The sequence below is a fragment of the Rhizobium sp. TRM96647 genome, assembly GCF_025780115.1.
Taxonomy (GTDB): domain Bacteria; phylum Pseudomonadota; class Alphaproteobacteria; order Rhizobiales; family Rhizobiaceae; genus Mycoplana.
The window spans coordinates 217,292-234,187 of record NZ_JAOXHF010000006.1; the positions used below are offsets into that span (position 1 = coordinate 217,292).

Genomic DNA, 16,896 nt, shown 5'->3' on the forward strand with positions numbered 1-16,896 from the left:
CAAATGACCGGTGAACCGCTCAAATCCGTTCGCTGCCTGATCGTCATTCCCTGCCTGAACGAGGCCCGACACATCGGCCCGCTCGTCCAGCGGCTCGCCGGCGCGCTCGAGGAACTCGACGCGATGCTGGTCGTGGCCGACGGCGGCAGCACCGACGGCACGCGCGAGATCGTGCGCGACATCGCCGCCCTGCGCGACGACATCGCGCTTCTGGACAATCCGGGGCGCATCCAGAGCGCGGCGGTGAACCTTGCCGTCGCCACCTTCGGCGACGAATATGACTACCTGATCCGCATCGACGCCCACGGCGACTATCCTGAAGACTATTGCCAGGTGCTGGTCGACGAGGCCACGGCGACGGGCGCGGATTCGGTCGTCGTCGCCATGGAGACGATCGGCGTCGGCGCGTTCCAGAAAGCGACGGCCTATGCGCAGAACTCCAAGCTCGGCAATGGCGGCGCCCGCCACCGCGTCGGCGCCAAGAGCCACTGGGCCGACCATGGTCATCACGCGCTGATGCGCATCGCCGCCTTCCGCGCCGTCGGCGGCTATGACGAGGCCTTCAGCCACAACGAAGATGCCGAACTGGACTTCCGCCTGAACAAGGCCGGTTACCGCATCTGGATGACCGACCGGACGAACATGATCTATTATCCGCGCTCGAGCGCCGGACCCCTGTTCCGCCAGTATTTCGCCTATGGCCGTGGCCGCGCCCGCAACCTCCTGAAGCATCGCGCCATGCCGAGCCTGCGCCAGATGATCCCGCTGAGCGTGGCGCCGGTGGCGGCCGGTGCGCTGCTCGCCGTCGTCAACTGGGCCGCGGTCCTGCCGTTCGGCTTCTGGGCGGCCGCCTGCCTCGGCTACGGCGTCTGGATGGCCGTCGGTCAGCGCAACCCCTACGGACCGCTTGCCGCCGTCTCGGCGATGATCATGCACTTTGCCTGGTCCGCCGGCTTCTGGCGCGAACTGCTCTCGCCGCGCCGCCGGTCGGCCTCGTCCTTCACGCAGGCACAGGTGACGCCATGAGCGCTCCCGCCTCCCCGCCATTGCCGTTCACGCTGATCGACATCGCAGTCTGCACCTACCGGCGCCCGGAACTGGAGCGGACGCTACGCTCTCTCGCCTCGCTTGCGGTGCCCGAGGGCAGCGCGGTGCGCATCGTCGTCGCCGACAACGACACCGTGCCGAGCGCTGCCGGCCTGGTCGACGGACTGCGCACGCAGATCCCCTTCCCAATCGACTATGTCCATTGCCCGGCATCGAACATCTCGATCGCACGCAATGCCTGCCTCGACCATAGTCGTGGCGAGCTCCTGGCCTTCATCGACGACGACGAGACGGCAACGCCCGACTGGCTGGAGAAGCTGGTGACGACGATGGGCGAGAGCGGCGCCGATGTCGTGCTCGGCCCGGTCAAGGCGATCTACGGCACGCCGACGCCGAACTGGATGCAGCGCGCCGACCTCCATTCGACCCGTCCCGTCTGGGTTCGGGGCGAGATCCGCACCGGCTATACCTGCAACGTGCTGATGCGCCTGACTTCGCCGGCCCTCTCCGGCCGTCGCTTCAGCCTGGCGCTGGGCAAGACCGGCGGCGAGGACACGGAATTCTTCACGCTCGCCACCGAAGCCGGTGCCCGCATCGAGTTTTCGCCCGAGGCCTGGGTGCACGAGCCGGTGACGCCCGGCCGCGCCTCGCTCGCATGGCTGGCCAGGCGCCGCTACCGCATGGGCCAGACCCACGGCCGCCTGCTGGCCGAAAAGGCCGACGGCCCCGTGCGCCGCCTCGCCGCAGCCGGGCTTGCCGGCGCAAAGATGCTGGTCTGCGCCGCAGCCAGCATCGCCACGGCCTTCTCCCCTGCCCGCCGCTATGGCTACGGCCTACGCGCCGTGCTCCATGCCGGCGTCGTCAGTGGCCTTTCGGGCGTCCGCGAGATCCAGCAATACGGCCTAGCGGAGACCCGCACCCCATGAGCCAGACGCCCGACGTCTCCTTCGTCATCGCCGCCTACAACACGTCCGAAACGATCGGGCGGGCGATCGCCAGTGCGCTGGCGCAGCGCGACGTGTCCGTCGAAGTGCTGGTCGTGGACGACGCATCCTCTGACGATACCCGCGACGTCGTCGGCCGCCTTGCCGATCCGCGCGTGCAACTGATCGCGCTTCAGCAGAACCGCGGCCCCGGCGGCGCGCGCAATGCCGGACTCGATGCGGCGCGCGGCCGCTGGATCGCGATCCTCGATTCCGACGATGCAGTGGAGCCGGACCGCCTCGCCCGCATGATCGCACGCGCCGAGAAGGTGAACGCGCAGATCGTCGTCGACAATCTCGACGTCGTCTCGCAGGACGGTTCGCGCGAACGCATGTTCCCCGAGGCTGAACTGGCGCGGCAGACACAGCTGACGCTGCCGGCCTTCATCACCTCCAACGCGCTCTTCCGCTCCACCCACAACTACGGCTACATGAAGCCGGTGTTCCAGCGCCGCTTCCTCGACGACAAGGCGCTGCGTTTCGACGAAAGCCTGCGGATCGGCGAGGACTACCTTCTGCTCGCCTCGGCGCTTGCCAGGGGCGGGCGCTGCGTCGTCGAACCGGCCGCCGGCTACATCTACAATATTCGCGAAGGGTCGATTTCGCGGATGCTGAAGAAGCACCACGTGGAGGCGATGCTCACGGCCGACGACCGCTTCGTCGGCAGTCACAGCCTCGATCCGGCGGCCAGGAAGGCCCAGCGGCTGCGCACCCGCAGCCTGACCGAAGCCCGATCCTTTCTCGACCTCGTCGAGCAACTAAAGAGCCGCTCGTTCGTTCAGGCGCTGCGCACCGCCCTGGGCGACCCGGCTGCCGTCCGGCATCTTCGCATGCCGATCGCCGCGCGGCTTCGCCGCCTCGCGGGCAACGACAAACGACCCGGCCGGAACGCAACCGGCCAGAGATCCCCGGGCCAAGGCCCCCATACCAGCAAAGGATAGTGCGATGGACTCTATCAGACGTGTACGCAAGGCAGTCATCCCTGTCGCCGGCAACGGAACCCGCTTCCTCCCCGCCACCAAGGCCATGCCGAAGGAAATGCTGACGGTGGTCGACCGTCCCGTCGTGCAATATGCGCTCGACGAGGCACGCGAGGCCGGCATTGAGCACATTGTCTTCGTCACCGGTCGCAACAAGCAGGCGATCCAGGACCACTTCGACGATGCGCCCGAACTGATCTCTTCGCTGTCGCGTTCCGGCAAGAAGGCGCAGGTTTCCGAACTCGAGGCCATGCTTCCGGCCGCCGGCACGGTCAGCTTCACGCGCCAGCAGGCGCCGCTCGGCCTCGGCCACGCCGTCTGGTGCGCGCGCGACCTGATCGGCGACGAGCCCTTCGCGCTGCTCCTGCCCGACATGATCTGCCACGGCGAGCGCGGCTGCATGGCCGGGCTGATGGATCTCTACAACTTCGCCGGCGGCAACGTCGTCGGCGTCGAGCAGTGCCCGCCGGAAGAGGCCTACAAGTACGGCATCGTCGGCAAGGGCGAGAGCGTGCCGCACGGCTTTGCCGTCACCGCGATGGTCGAAAAGCCGAAGGCCGGCGAAGCTCCGTCGAACTATTTCCTCAATGGCCGCTATATCCTGCAGCCGGAGATCTTCGGTCTCCTCGCGAAGCAGGAACGCGGCGCCGGCAACGAGATCCAGCTGACCGACAGCATGCTGCAGCTGTCGAATTCCCAGCGCTTCCACGCCCACCCCTATGACGGGCGGACATTCGATTGCGGCTCCAAGCAGGGTTTCATCGAGGCCAATGTCGCCCTGGCGCTGTCGCGCTCCGACATCGGCGGCCCAGTGTTCGAATCGGTCAGGCACATGGTCCTGACCCATGAGAGCCGCATTCAGGCGGCATAACATGCGTCCGGCCCGTCCGGGGCGCATCCAATATTCGGCCTGTCCCGGCAAGAAGCCAGGACAGGTTTCCCTGTCCGGGAACAGTGAGGTTTTAATGAACCAGAGAAGTCTACCGCTGAACAGGCCGCTGCCGCACACCGCGGACAGTTCCGATGCCTTCATCGATCTCGATCGGCTGGTCTCGGCGGCCTTGCGCCGCTGGAAGACGCTGGCGGTCTGCGCGGTCGTCTTCGTCATCAGCGGCGCCGCCTATCTGGCCACCGCAACGCCTCTCTACACATCGATGACGCAGGTGCTCATCGACGACAGCCTCTCGCGCTACGCCGAGGAGGAGCAGAACGCGGCGCAGAACAGCCAGCAGCTCGACACGAGGATCGCAAGCACCGTCGAGATCCTGAAATCGGGCAAGCTGGCGCTGCGCGTCGTCGACCAGGCCGATCTTTCGACCAATCCGCTCCTGGTGGACCCGCCGAAGTCGCCGACAGCCATGCTCAAGGGCTGGTTCAAGTCGCTAGGCGGCATGTTCGCCAAGCAGGGGCGCGTCTCGGAAGAAGCCGCAGCGAATGCCCGGCGCCAGAAGGCGGCCGCGATGCTGCAGCAGTCGCTGCGCGTCGAGCGCGTCTCGCGCAGTTCCGTCGTCTCCATCGCCTTCACGTCCGCAGACCCGCAGCTTTCCGCCCTCGTCGCCAAGACCTATGCCGACGCCTTCCTCTCCGACCAGCTGAGCGCCAACTTCGAGGCCTCCGAACGCGCATCCGGCTGGCTGCAGGAACGTCTGGGCGATCTTGGCCAGCGTGCCCAGGCCGCGGCCATGGAGGTCGAGACCTACAAGCGCGAGAACAACCTGATTTCCACCCGCGGCGCGCTGATGTCGGACCAGCAGCTCGCCGACCTCAACAGCCAGCTCATCATCGCACAGGCCGACGCCGCAAGCGCCTCTGCCCGCTACAACCAGCTCGCCGCCATCGTCCAGACGGGCCCGGAAAGCGCCGTGGAGAATTCCGCGGTGGCCTCGAAGGAGATCGACAGCACCGTCATCCAGGACCTGCGGACGCGCTATTCGGCGGTCAGCAAGCGCGAGCAGGACATCACGAAGAACTTCGGCGCCGACCATCCCCAAGCGGTGGCGCTGCGCACGGAAAAGAGCGACCTCGCACAGCAGATGTTCGGCGAACTGCAGCGGATGACGGCGACGTACCGGAACGAATACGAGGTCGCGCAGTCGCGCGAGCAATCGCTGCGCGACAACATCGACCGCGTCGCCGGCCGCAACTCCGACGCCAACGAGGCGCAGGTCAAGCTGCGCGAACTGGAGCAGAAGGCCACCGCGCTCAAGGCCGTCTACGAATCCTACCTCAACCGTTACGAGGAGGCATCGCAGCAGCGTTCCTTCCCGATCGCCAAGGCGCGCGTGATCTCGGAAGCCGGCGTGCCGGTCTCCCCTTCCAGCCCCAAGAAGACGATGGCGCTGGCACTTTCAGCCGTTCTCGGCCTGATGGCGGGCGGCGCCTTCGCCTTCCTGCAGGAAATGCAGGAGCGCGGCCTGCGGCTGGAAAGCGACGTCCGCACGCAGTTGCGCCTGCGCTCCCTCGGCTATCTCCCCCTCATCGGCGGCGGCAGCCGAAAGAATCGCTCCCGATTCGGATGGCTGAAGAAGACGCCCGACTTGCCGGAAGACGAACGCGTCACGGTATCCCCGATGCCGCTGGAACAGATGACCCGGATCGTGCGCGACGCCCCGAAATCGACCTTCGCGGAGACGCTGCGCCATGCCAAGCTCTCCTGCGAGATGCTGCTGCAGCGCCGCCCGAACAAGGTCATCGGCATCATTTCCGCGGTGCCGGGCGAAGGAAAGACGACCTTTGCCACGAACTTCGCCCTCCTGCTCGCCTCGGCTGGCAAGCGCACGCTGCTGGTCGATGCCGATATCCGCAATCCGAGCCTCAGCCGGATGCTGAAGACCGCCCCGAAGGCAGGCCTCGTCGAAGCCGTGCTCGGGGACGTCCCGTGGGCTTCGGCGATCAAGGTGGACCAGCAGACCAAGCTCGCCATCCTGCCGAACGTGCCCCATAGCGGTATCGATCAGTTTCACTACACCAACGAGATCTTTGCATCCGCCGGGATGGGATCGCTGATGGAGAATGCGCGCAAGACCTTCGACTACACCATCGTCGACCTCGCGCCGCTCGGCCCGGTCGTCGACGCGAAGGCCTTCGCCCAGCATGCCGACGGCTTCATTCTCGTGCTGGAATGGGGAAAGACCCCGGCCCGCCTCGTTCGCGACCTTCTCGAGGCCGAGATCGACATCAACGCCAAGATCCTCGGCGTGGTGCTGAACAAGACCGACATGGAGCAACTACCGGCCTATGGCGACAGCGGCGGCTCGGAGAAATTCCGCAAGCACTACGCCAAATATTACACCGAGTAGCCTTTGCGCGCGGCGCCGAGGCTTGGCCCGCGCCGCGCCGCCAGGATATGTTCGAGATCCTTCAGCGCTGCCGCCGCCGTCGCCAGCGGTTCCTTGCCGGATCCGATTGCGATCGTCTCGCCCATTGCATCGGTCACGATGCGGATCGCCTTGTCCTTTCCGCGGATATTCGCGAACGGATCGGAAGGAGGATATGTCCTGACGCCGACCTCGGCGCTGATTGCGCCGTTTACACGCGAAAGGCGGCCGACGAGTTTCGGAACGAGCCCCTCTCCGCGCCAGGCCTCGATGCGTTCGGCGGTGACCGACTGGATACCCTCGACGGTGAGATCATCCATCGCCAGATCGGCGCCGAGGCCGAAATTGGCGAGGATCAGCAGCTTGCAGGCCGTGTCCCAGCCATCCGTGTCGTTGCGCGGATCGGCCTCGGCGAAACCGCCCTGCTGCGCCTCAAGCAATGCCGCGTCGAAGCCGATCCCGCGTGTCGTCATGGCATCGAGCAGGTAATTGGTGGTGGCGTTCAAAATGCCCTCGATGTGGAGCACCTCGCAGCCCTTGAGGCTATGCTCGACCAGATCGATCGTCGGCAGAGCGGCTGCGGCGGCACCGCTGAGTTTCAGCATGGCACCGGACCCTCGGGCAAGCTCCCGCAATTCCCGCCCGCGATGAACCAGCGCGCCCTTCGATATGACGATCGTGTCACGCCCGGCCGACAGCGCCCAGCGAAGATAAGCAAGCCCCGGGCCACCGGTGCGAAAATCACTCGGCCCCGCTTCGATCAGGATGTCGGCGCCGCTCTCCTCGACGAAGGCGGGCCCCGACAGGCCGTCCACGAGCGTGCCCAGCTGCTCTTCTTCAAGCCCGTCCGCACTTCTTGCGCCGGACCGTGATCCGCAGACGGCCACCAGCCGCACATCCGCGCCGTAGATCTCGCGATAACGCGCCCGTCGGGACAGAAGCAGGCTCGCTGTCGCCCGTCCCACACCGCCGAAACCTGCAATCGCAATCCTGTATGTCTTCATCTTCCCGGCTCTTCCGGTTTCAGGCGCAACCGACACCTGTACGCCGCCGCGCCACTTCCTCTCGTCTATTTTGCTGCTGTGCTGCTCAATGGCTCCGGAACGGGCCGGATATGCAGGTGGTCCCGGCCGGACATGGCGTCTCCCTGCACCTGCTCGGATAGCCGCTCATTGTCCCGTCGGCGAACGTCCTCTGCCGCCTCCTCCACGTCAAGCTCGGCATAGCCCAATGCGCGCAGGCCTTCCGCTCCCATCAGGTAGGCGGATTCGACTGTCTCGCGGACCTGGTAGTCGACGCCGGCTCGGATCAGGTCCACGGCATGACCGCGATCGTAGCTGCGCACGAGTATCTTCGCCTGCGGGAATTCATGCTGCACGAGTTCCACGATCTGCAGGGCGGCCTTGGGATCGTTGATGCAGATCAGCAAGGCCTCGGCGGATCCGGCGCCGGAATGATGCAGCGTGTCGAGACGGGTGCCGTCGCCGAAAAACACCTTGAAGCCGAAGCGTCCCGCTTCACGGATACGATCGGGGTTCATGTCGATGACGGAAAGGTTCACGCCCTTCGACAGAAGCAGTTGCGAGGCGATCTGGCCGAAGCGGCCGAAGCCAATGACGAGCACCCGTCCGCTCAGGTCGCGGGCCGCTTCCACACCCTCCATCGAGGCCTCGCTGCGCAGCAGCCGGTCTGCCGCGATCATCAGCAGCGGCGTCAGGGCCATGGAGAAGATCACGACGGTCGTGAACAGCGCATTTTCGCGCGCATCGATCACGCCGCCGGTGGTCGCGGCGGCATAGAGCACGAAGGCAAACTCGCCGCCCTGCAGGAACATCGAGGTGCGGTGCAGGGCCTGGTGATTGGAGCCGCCGAACAGGCGGGCGACCGCGTAGACCACCGCGCCCTTCGCGACGGTGAAGGCGATCAGCATGATGAGCAGGAGCCGCCATTCGGCGGCCACCACGGCGAGGTCGAGCGACATGCCGACGGCCATGAAAAACAGGCCCATCAGCAGGCCGCGGAACGGCTCGATATCGATTTCGATCTGGTGCCTGTAGCTGGAACTCGACAGCATCACCCCGGCCAGAAACGCGCCCATCGCCATGGAAAGACCGGCGCCGGCCATCAGCAAGGCGGCTCCCAGCACCACCAGCAGCGCGCCTGCCGTCATCACTTCGCGCGTCCTGGCCCGCGCCAGCAATGCAAAGAACGGGTTCAACCCCCATTTCGATACGCCGAGAAGAATGAGCAGTGCGCCAAGCGCCAGGAGAATGTCCATCCATCCCGACTGCCCCTGTGACAGCGGCGACAGAAATGCGACCACCGCCAGAAGCGGCACGATCATCAGATCCTCGAAGAGAAGGATGGAGACGGATTTCTGCCCCTCGAGGCTCGAGATCTCGCCACGATCCTGCAGCACCGACATGATGACGGCGGTCGAGGACAGGACGAAACCCGCCCCGGCGACAAAGGCCACCGTCGCAGGCAGGCCGAAGACCAGCATGCCCGTGAGCGAAAGTGCTGCCGTCGCCGCGGCAACCTGCACAAGACCCAGCCCGAATATCTGGCCGCGCATGGCCCATAGCTTGTAGGGTCGCAGTTCCAGCCCGATGACGAACAGGAACATCACCACCCCGAGTTCGGAGAAATGCAGAATGGACAGGGCATCGGTGAACAGTCCGATCACCGACGGTCCGACGAGCACGCCGGCTGCGAAATATCCGAGAACCGAGCCGAGGCCGAGCCGCCGAAACAGGGGTACCGCGACCACGGCCGCCCCCATGAGGACGATCGCCGGCCCGATCGTCTGCCCCAAGCTCGCTTCAGCCATGCACTCACCCTTCCGATCTCACGCGCCGCCCGCTCGACCGGCGTCGGCCGATGACGCCTTCTGCCACCCATGTTGCTCCGCATGGCGGCAGGCAGCCGCTTATCCAGATGCAAGGTCCACCCGGAGGCTCTTCGTCGACGAGTCTCAACGCCTGTTGGTAGCGTTGCGAACACCTGCAGCATAGTCGCACGATCCGCGAAAGTCTGTCGCGAATGGGGGAACGCTACCGTTCATCGCAGCGGGCGGCACCATGGATGCGCTCAATATCAAGGCAGCGCCCGACTTCGGTGCCGTTGTCGCACAACGCGGAATGGCCTTGTCCTGTGCTCCGCCGTGGCCCTTAACCTCTCTGACTACCCGCCCGTGCTCGCCTCGCGCGCCAGTATTCTCCCGACAGCCGGATCCGCTCTTATCCTGTCATGCAACGCCTGCACGTTGGGATACTCTGTCAGGCCGCCCGGCAAGAGCTTTATCGCCCAACGGATCATCGGGAAGGAGTAGGCGTCGATCATCGAGCGTCCTCCATCGAGGATGAACTCTCTGCCGTTGAGGTGACGATCCAGAATACCAAACTGCTTTGCCACCAGCTTGTGCCCTGCTTCAACGACAGAGCGCAGAGCCTTCTCGCTTTTGTCAGTCGAGTAGCGATCAGGCACAAAGATTGGCCAGAAGGCAGCATGAACATCCGAGGTGAAAAAGGCCGACCAGCGACGCGCCTCAGCTTTGGCGCGCATATCATCGCCGCCGCCGATCGCGGCCTCGGGGTGCTTGTGCGCCAGATAATCGAGTATTGCGCCGGCCTGTGTCAGGAGCCAGCCATCGTCCTCGCGAAGGGTCGGTACGGCGCCGGCCGGATTAACCGATAGCAGCTTTTCAGAGCCATACTGCACTTTGATGGCCTCATATGGGGCGCCTATCCATTCGAGAGCGATATGGGGCGCAAGCGAACACGCACCGGCGGCATAGTAGAGTGTGGGCATTGTTCTAACAGTCACCTTTCTGTTCAAGATCGAGTCGGGAGCCTCGGCGACCAAGAGCGTTTCCGTGGCAGGTATCGGCGACGCGAAGCGGCTGGCAGGCCTGGCAACGGACCGCCTTCACCGTATTCGACAAACCTGGGTTGAACACGATTGTCCCGAGTACCGGTTTACGATGCGGACCTTGTCACTCGCGCCGGCAATACGGTAGTGCTGCCTGATGCCATACAATGTCGCAGAATGGGGAACGCAGCTTGGACGTCGAGGACATGCGAACATTTGTGGAGGTTGCCGATACTGGCGGAATTACCTCGGCAGCACGGCGGCTCGGCACGTCCAAATCGATGGTGAGCCGGCAACTTCGCCGGCTGGAAGCGGAACTCGGTGTACAGCTTCTGGCGCGTTCGACACGCGGTGCGTCATTGACCGAAGCCGGTGCAACGTTTCGCGATCATGCAGCCAGAGTTTGTGCCGAGATAGACATCGCCAGGGAAACGATCCTGCCAGACGGTGAGCTTCGCGGTCTGCTGCGAATTGCGGCACCCCTCTCCTTCGGCCCGACCCATTTCGCACCAGTGCTCGTGAAAATGGCAAGACTCCATCCACGTCTGAAGGTCCATATCAACTTTAGCGATCACGTCGTTGACCTCGCCGCCGAAGGCTTCGATTGCGCGATCCGTCTCGGCTATTTTAAAGATTCCGATCTGGTGTCGACTCGCATTGCATCGGTATTTGGGACGGTCGTTGCGAGTCCGGAGTATATCAAAGCGCATGGATCGCCTGAGACACTGGACGAACTCATCGACCATCAGGCACTCATGCAAGGGAACGAGACTTGGCAGCTCATGGATGGCGATGACATCGTTGCCGTCAACCCCAGGGGGCGTTTCAAGGCAGACAATGGCATGGCTCTGGTTGCTGCCGCCGTCGCGGGGCTTGGAGTGGCAATCCTGCCCACCGGCCTCATTCGCGAGCATCTGAAGTCGGGCGCACTGGTTCCGGTGATGACGCGCCATCCAGTCCCGCAAGCCGGCGTATACATCGTCTGCCCTCGCACGCGACATCCTGCCAGGAAGATTCGGATTCTCTCCGAAATGCTGATTGAGAGCCTTGCTCGCGGCCCAATCTCAGGAGGCTAACGCGTGTCCAGTTTGCTGTGTCGGGGCAAGGAATGGAGTTCGCGGCTGGTCGAAATCAGAACCCGGCGGCGGCGCGGCTCAAACCTGGCTCGAGGTATTCGATCAACAGTTCGGAGAGAACCCGGACCTTGCGGTTGGGTTGCTCTCCCGGGGGCCTGACCACATATATTCCTGCCTGCGGGAGCGGATAGCGCTTCATGACCGGTACCAGCGTTCCGGCGGCCAGATGTTCCCGGATGAACTGATTGGCCAACGCAGCAACGCCGAGACCAGCGACCGCAGCGGCGGCAAGAACGCTCCCGCTATCGGCCTTGAAACGGCCCCTGGGGCTGACGGAGATAAGCTTGTCTCCGTCCATCAGTTTCCATGTTTCCGTTCCTCCCATCAGGGCCTGGTGCGCGGAGAGTTCCTCCAGAGTTTCCGGCGATCCATGCGCTTTGATATAGTCCGGACTGGCGACCAGCTTCCCGTGGAGCGGGCCTATGCGTTTTGCAATCAGGTTCGAGTCGTCGAGGAAGCCCGCGCGAATGCCACAATCAAAGCCCTCGGCAACGAGGTCGACGAAGCGCTCGCCATAAGAGGTGTGGATCTGGAGTTGGGGGTGGCGTCGCCCCATTTCCGCCAGCACCGGTGCAAAGTGTGTCGGACCAAACGACAGCGGCGCTGCCACGCGAAGAAGCCCCCGAAGTTCGCCCGCAGGCAGGATCGTTTCCTTCGCCGCGCTAATCTCGGACCCTGGCTGCATAATCGTGGAAGGCCGCACCAGCTTCGGTCAGGGACATTCCCCGTGTCGTCCGTTCCAGAAGCCGGGCACCGAGCGCCGCTTCAAGCCGGCCGAGCCCGCGGCTCACCATTGATTTCGAGATGTCCAGCCGCTGCGCCGCTGACGCGACTCCGCCCGAGTCGGCAACTTCGAGAAATGTCCGCAGATCATCCGTGTCCAATTGTTGACGCCCTCTCATCCTGAACGACGGCTACTTCGAAAGAACGTCGTGCCATTCCGGGTGACGACCCATTTGCGCCTTTGCCCTCGCCTGCGCGAGATTGTCATCCCGGCCTCGGATAGGGTAGCGCGGCCACAAGCGACAGTGTGTCCCGCATCGGGGAACGCCGGATTGATATGGAGGCCTCGCGCCTTCTTCCGGCATCGCCAACGTTGCCGCCGCAGTTCCCGAAGTGCCTGGCCTGCCCATGCGCCCCAATGGGCTCGCTGCCGACCCGCTGAAACCATCCTTGTTCGAGATGCTAGCCGGCGTCCTGTTCCGGATCACCCGCATGGAAGCTCCAGGGTATCCGGTCTGGCTTTGGCGATCCGCCTATCGTTCCCCTTCGCGTGACACAGTTAGTCAGACCCTGCGACTACAGAAGCCATTCATGCGGCGCTACCGTGCGTGCTCGCGAGGGAGGCTCCACACTGACCGACGGCTGGACCGACCTCGCGCCAACTCCGTTGCCTGTGGAGGGCGCGCTTGCCCTTAACCTTGATAAGAGGCCTCGGCTCTTTTTCAGCGCGGATACATGAACAAGGAAAAGCGATTATGACGAGCGACGCAATCCGTAATCCGAAAACTGATAATCTTCTCACGCCGGAGAATTCCGCATTCATTATCATCGACTATCAACCAATCCAGGTCTCATCGATCCGTTCCATGCCGCGCGAGGAGCTGGTCTTCAACATCGTGAGCACAGTTAAGGCAGCAGTAAATTACGACCTGCCGATCATTCATTCGACCGTCAATGTCGCAACGGGGCGCAACAAGCCACCGATCCAGGAACTCCGGGAGGTAATCGGTCACCTGCCGATCTACGACAGAACCTCGATCAACAGTTGGGAAGACACCGAGTTCAGGCAAGCCGTCAAGACGATCGGTCGCCGCAAGCTCATCATGACGGCGCTTTGGACAGAAGCGTGCCTGGCCTTCCCCGCACTGGATGCGCTTCAGGAAGGCTACGAGGTCTATGTTCCGGTGGATGCCGTCGGCGGCACTTCGCTTGCCGCGCACGAGGCCGCGCTGCGACGCGTTGAACAGGCGGGCGCCAAGCTGATCAGCCGCGTTCAAATGTATTGCGAACTTCAGCGCGACTGGTCGCGCGAAGCAACCGTTCCAGGCTTTATGGGTGTGTTTGACAATGCCGACGGCTTCAATCCGGAAAAAGCCAACCACGCCGCGTAAGGCGGAAGCATGAACCTCGCGGCGATGGCGCATGCCGTCGCCGCAGTTTCAAGCCCCTGACGCGTGAAGGAATGCAAATCGTCGCCTCGCGGCTCGGCCCCGAGGACATGCGACGCCTCCGCGAACTCACAACAGAGACGGCCGGCTCCCGCGCCCAGAAATATCGCTTGAACCGCTGGCGCTTTGATGCGCGCCTGCTGGCATGCGCTGTGCGGCTCCAAGGCGATGCTCCATCTTCAAAGCAAATGGTGACGTAAGGTAAGACCGTTGTGTCAATATGTGAAAATTGCACGGATGTCGTTTACGTTCGTCAGCGTCGGTCCGGTAACGACAAGATCGTTGACACCCTGAAACGCAGAATAACTGTCGTGATTTTCCAACGCGTCCATTGGATCGATCCCGGCCTCTCGCATGCGCGCCAAGGTCGTGGGGGTGACGATGGCCCCGGCAGCGCTTTCGGAGCCATCGATCCCATCGGTATCGCCCGCGAGTGCCCATATTCCCTGGGCGCCCTTTAGTTCCAGCGCAAGTCCGAGCAGGAATTCGGTGTTTCGGCCGCCACGCCCTGGAGACCGGTCACCAAGGGAGACTGTTGCCTCACCGCCCGACAACAGCACGGTTGGCTGCTGCGAATGCACCATCTGATGTCGCCTGGAAAGCGCCAATCCGGCATGGGAGCGGCCCATCTCCTTTGCTTCGCCTTCAAGGGCATCACCCAGAACGAGCGGTGACAGCCCATGCCGTCGTGCGACCCTCGCCGCGGCTGCCAGCGCCATGGAGGGGGCTGCGATGATACGGGCCTCCCCCTCGGGCGTTCCCGGTTTGGGCGTCTCCAGTCCTGCGGCCAGCACGTCCAGGGCCGTGTCTGGCAGTTTGAGGCCGTAGCGAGTTATGATCTCCCTGGCATCATCGACGGTCGTCCGATCTGCGACCGTCGGGCCGGAAGCGATCTCCGCGATTTCGTCGCCAGGAACATCGGAGATAGCCAACGTCACGACCCGGGCCGGGCGCGCCATTTCAGCAAGGCGTCCGCCCTTGATCCGCGACAGATGCTTGCGGACGGTGTTCATCTCCGAGATTGTCGCTCCGCAGGCAAGCAGCATGCGTGCCATCGCCTGCTTGTCCTCGAGCGACATGTTGCCCGCCGGGGCAGCAAGGAGCGACGACCCGCCCCCGGAAATCAGGGCCACGACCAGATCCTGCGGTTGAAGGCCGTCCACTGCATGCATAATCCTTCTGGCGGCTTCCATGCTCATGGAATTGGGGACCGGATGCGCCGCCTCGATGATCTCGATGCGACCGGCCGGCACCGCATGGCCGTAGCGTGTCACGACCACCCCCGAGACGTCGACGTCGGGCCAGGCCGCATCGAGTGCAGCGGCCATGGCCGCCGAGGCCTTTCCGGCGCCGATCACCACACACCGGCCGCGCGGTCGCTCCGGCAGGTTCCTCAGAACAGCGGATCGGGGATCGGCGCTCTCCACCGCCGCATCGAAAATCTCCCTCAGCACCGCACGGACGGTCGCGTCATCCCAGTTCGTAGTCATCATTGGGCCGCATGGCCCATGAGAATATCCGTCCACGTTCCAATCTCCCTGACCACCAACTCCTGCATATGCGAGCCTGCCTGTTTGTCGACAGGTGGAATACTGGCTCCGAGCGCCCCAAGTCGCCCTGCCACCGCAGGATCCTTCAAGACCACGGCCAGCGCGTCTTCAAGCCGCTTCACGACATCATCCGACGTGGTACCGTAGAAGCTCGGCTGGGTGATGACGAAGTGATCCACACCATATGGGGCCGCCAGGCGCTCGAGCGCCTCCAATGGCGCCGGGGCGACCAGGAACGTTCGCCCCCTGATCTGCTGGTGCTCCGTCGCGGGAGCAACGACATGAACGTGGCTGTCGCATCGCATGTCCATCTTCCTCCAATGAGATCAATCGTCTTCCACGAAGACCTCGTCCCGTTTCGAGCGGATGGAGGGCAGCAGAGCGAGGATGATGCACAGCAGGCCGACGCCGAGCAGGGAGGCGCCGATGGGACTGGTGACAAAGACCGCCGGGTCGCCGCGCGAAATGATCATGGCGCGGCGCAGATGCTCCTCAAGCAAGGGGCCAAGGACGAAGCCCAGCAGGAGCGGTGCAGGCTCGCAGCCGAAGCGGATGAGGGCATAGCCCACCAGGCCCGCCACGATGATCGCGTAGACGTCGAACGGATTGTTGTTGATCGAGTAGCAGCCGATCGAGGCAAAGATCACGATCGCCGGGAACAGCATCCGATATGGGATCGTCAGCATCTTCACCCAGAGGCCGATCAGCGGCAGGTTAAGGATGACGAGCAGCAGGTTGCCGATCCACATCGAGGCGATGATGCCCCAGAACAGCGCCGGCTGGCTGGAGATGACCTCGGGTCCCGGCGTGATCCCCTGCAGGATGAACGCTCCGACGATCAATGCCATCACCGGATGCGCGGGAATGCCGAGCGTCAGCAATGGAATAAACGATGTCTGAGCCGCCGCGTTGTTTGCGCTCTCGGGCCCCGCGACGCCTTCTATCGCACCGTGGCCGAACTCCTGCGGTGTCTTCGACAGGTTCTTTTCCAGGGAGTAGCTTGCGAATGACGACAGAACGTGGCCGCCACCCGGCAGGACGCCGAGGATAGACCCCAGGGCGGTGCCTCGCAGCACGGGTCCGGCAATCCGGCGGATGTCGTCCTTCCGCAGCCAGAGATTGGTCACCCGCGTCACGCCGACTTCACGCGTCTGCTCGTGCTGCAGGTTCCGAAATATCTCGGCCACGCCAAAGACGCCAACGGCGATCGAGACGAAATTGATCCCTTGGGAAAGCTCCAGGCGTCCGAATGTGAAGCGCTCCTCGCCCGTGTAGATGTCCTGGCCGACAGTACCAAGCAGAAGCCCGACGATGATCATCCCAAGAGCCTTCACCACGGAGCCGTGGGCAAGCGATATCGAGACAAGAAGACCCAGAACGATGAGTGCAAAATATTCGGGCGCACCGAATTCCAAGGCGACCGATGCGAGTGGAGGCGCGGCAATGGCGAGAAGCATGGTCGCCACGCAACCTGCAAAGAACGAGCCCAGCGCCGCCGTCGCCAGCGCCTGTCCGGCACGGCCCTTGCGCGCCATTTGATAGCCGTCGATGGCGGTCACGGCGGAAGAGCTTTCCCCGGGCAGATTGATCAGGATGGCAGTCGTCGAGCCTCCATACTGCGCCCCATAGTAGATGCCAGAAAGCATGATCAGGGATGTGACCGGAGAAAAGGTGAAGGTGATCGGCAGCAACATCGCAATGGTCGCCGTCGGACCTATGCCGGGCAAGACGCCTACCAAGGTGCCCAGGAGCACCCCCACGAAGCACCAAAGGATGTTTATGGGCGTCAGGGCCGTTTCAAACCCGAGGCCAAGGTTCGAGATGAGGTCCATCATGTACGTC

At 63.8% G+C, this 16,896-nt stretch carries 13 protein-coding genes and 1 pseudogene; 7 read left to right on the forward strand and 7 right to left on the reverse strand.

The window, feature by feature from the left end:
• Nucleotides 1–3: 3 nt before the first annotated feature.
• From OCK02_RS13665 to OCK02_RS13685, 5 genes are all read left to right on the forward strand, one after another.
• Nucleotides 4–1,026: a glycosyltransferase family 2 protein gene (locus tag OCK02_RS13665; protein ID WP_263813526.1), complete on the forward strand. Its 1,023-nt coding sequence runs from the start codon at nucleotides 4–6 to the stop codon at nucleotides 1,024–1,026.
• Entirely contained in the window at nucleotides 1,023–1,973 is a 951-nt protein-coding gene (locus OCK02_RS13670; protein ID WP_263813527.1) for a glycosyltransferase family 2 protein, read from the forward strand. The genes OCK02_RS13665 and OCK02_RS13670 overlap by 4 nt, the downstream gene beginning before the upstream one ends.
• Nucleotides 1,970–2,971, forward strand: a complete 1,002-nt coding sequence (locus OCK02_RS13675; protein ID WP_263813528.1) for a glycosyltransferase family 2 protein — start codon at nucleotides 1,970–1,972, stop codon at nucleotides 2,969–2,971. The genes OCK02_RS13670 and OCK02_RS13675 overlap by 4 nt, the downstream gene beginning before the upstream one ends.
• 4 nt (nucleotides 2,972–2,975) lie before the next feature.
• On the forward strand, nucleotides 2,976–3,881 hold the full coding sequence (locus OCK02_RS13680; RefSeq protein WP_263813529.1) for a UTP--glucose-1-phosphate uridylyltransferase: 906 nt from the start codon (nucleotides 2,976–2,978) through the stop codon (nucleotides 3,879–3,881).
• 94 nt (nucleotides 3,882–3,975) lie between these two features.
• Nucleotides 3,976–6,309: a polysaccharide biosynthesis tyrosine autokinase gene (locus OCK02_RS13685; RefSeq protein ID WP_263813530.1), complete on the forward strand. Its 2,334-nt coding sequence runs from the start codon at nucleotides 3,976–3,978 to the stop codon at nucleotides 6,307–6,309.
• On the opposite strand, the gene OCK02_RS13690 is transcribed toward OCK02_RS13685, so the two are convergent.
• The 3 genes from OCK02_RS13690 to OCK02_RS13700 form a co-directional block, all read right to left on the reverse strand.
• Nucleotides 6,297–7,331 carry a homoserine dehydrogenase gene (locus OCK02_RS13690; RefSeq protein ID WP_263813531.1) on the reverse strand — a complete coding sequence of 345 codons (1,035 nt, stop codon included), beginning with the start codon at nucleotides 7,329–7,331 and terminating at the stop codon, nucleotides 6,297–6,299. The two genes, OCK02_RS13685 and OCK02_RS13690, sit on opposite strands and share 13 nt — an antisense overlap.
• Nucleotides 7,332–7,396: 65 nt before the next feature.
• Nucleotides 7,397–9,157: a monovalent cation:proton antiporter-2 (CPA2) family protein gene (locus tag OCK02_RS13695; protein WP_263813532.1), complete on the reverse strand. Its 1,761-nt coding sequence runs from the start codon at nucleotides 9,155–9,157 to the stop codon at nucleotides 7,397–7,399.
• 353 nt (nucleotides 9,158–9,510) lie between these two features.
• Complete coding sequence (locus tag OCK02_RS13700) at nucleotides 9,511–10,137, reverse strand: glutathione S-transferase family protein (protein WP_263813533.1); 627 nt, start codon at nucleotides 10,135–10,137, stop codon at nucleotides 9,511–9,513.
• Nucleotides 10,138–10,388: 251 nt separating this feature from the next.
• On the opposite strand from OCK02_RS13700, the gene OCK02_RS13705 reads away from it, so the two are divergent.
• The gene (locus tag OCK02_RS13705) at nucleotides 10,389–11,273 is read left to right on the forward strand and encodes a LysR family transcriptional regulator (protein WP_263813534.1); all 885 of its coding nucleotides are present in this window, start codon (nucleotides 10,389–10,391) and stop codon (nucleotides 11,271–11,273) included.
• A 55-nt stretch (nucleotides 11,274–11,328) separates the two neighbouring features.
• Here the strand turns inward: OCK02_RS13705 and OCK02_RS13710 are convergent.
• Nucleotides 11,329–12,217: pseudogene (locus tag OCK02_RS13710) on the reverse strand (LysR family transcriptional regulator).
• Between the two features lie 594 nt (nucleotides 12,218–12,811).
• On the opposite strand from OCK02_RS13710, the gene OCK02_RS13715 reads away from it, so the two are divergent.
• Nucleotides 12,812–13,447, forward strand: coding sequence for a hydrolase (locus OCK02_RS13715; RefSeq protein WP_263813535.1), 636 nt, complete (start codon nucleotides 12,812–12,814; stop codon nucleotides 13,445–13,447).
• Nucleotides 13,448–13,719: 272 nt separating this feature from the next.
• Here the strand turns inward: OCK02_RS13715 and OCK02_RS13720 are convergent, their stop codons facing one another.
• Genes OCK02_RS13720 through OCK02_RS13730 form a run of 3 tightly spaced genes read right to left on the reverse strand, consistent with a single transcriptional unit; the run spans nucleotide 13,720 to nucleotide 16,886 of the window.
• Nucleotides 13,720–14,997 carry a glycerate kinase gene (locus OCK02_RS13720; protein ID WP_263813536.1) on the reverse strand — a complete coding sequence of 426 codons (1,278 nt, stop codon included), beginning with the start codon at nucleotides 14,995–14,997 and terminating at the stop codon, nucleotides 13,720–13,722.
• Complete coding sequence (locus tag OCK02_RS13725; RefSeq protein WP_263813537.1) at nucleotides 14,994–15,359, reverse strand: hypothetical protein; 366 nt, start codon at nucleotides 15,357–15,359, stop codon at nucleotides 14,994–14,996. The genes OCK02_RS13720 and OCK02_RS13725 overlap by 4 nt, the downstream gene beginning before the upstream one ends.
• 21 nt (nucleotides 15,360–15,380) lie before the next feature.
• On the reverse strand, nucleotides 15,381–16,886 hold the full coding sequence (locus OCK02_RS13730) for a tripartite tricarboxylate transporter permease (protein WP_263813625.1): 1,506 nt from the start codon (nucleotides 16,884–16,886) through the stop codon (nucleotides 15,381–15,383).
• Between the last annotated feature and the right edge of the window lie 10 nt (nucleotides 16,887–16,896).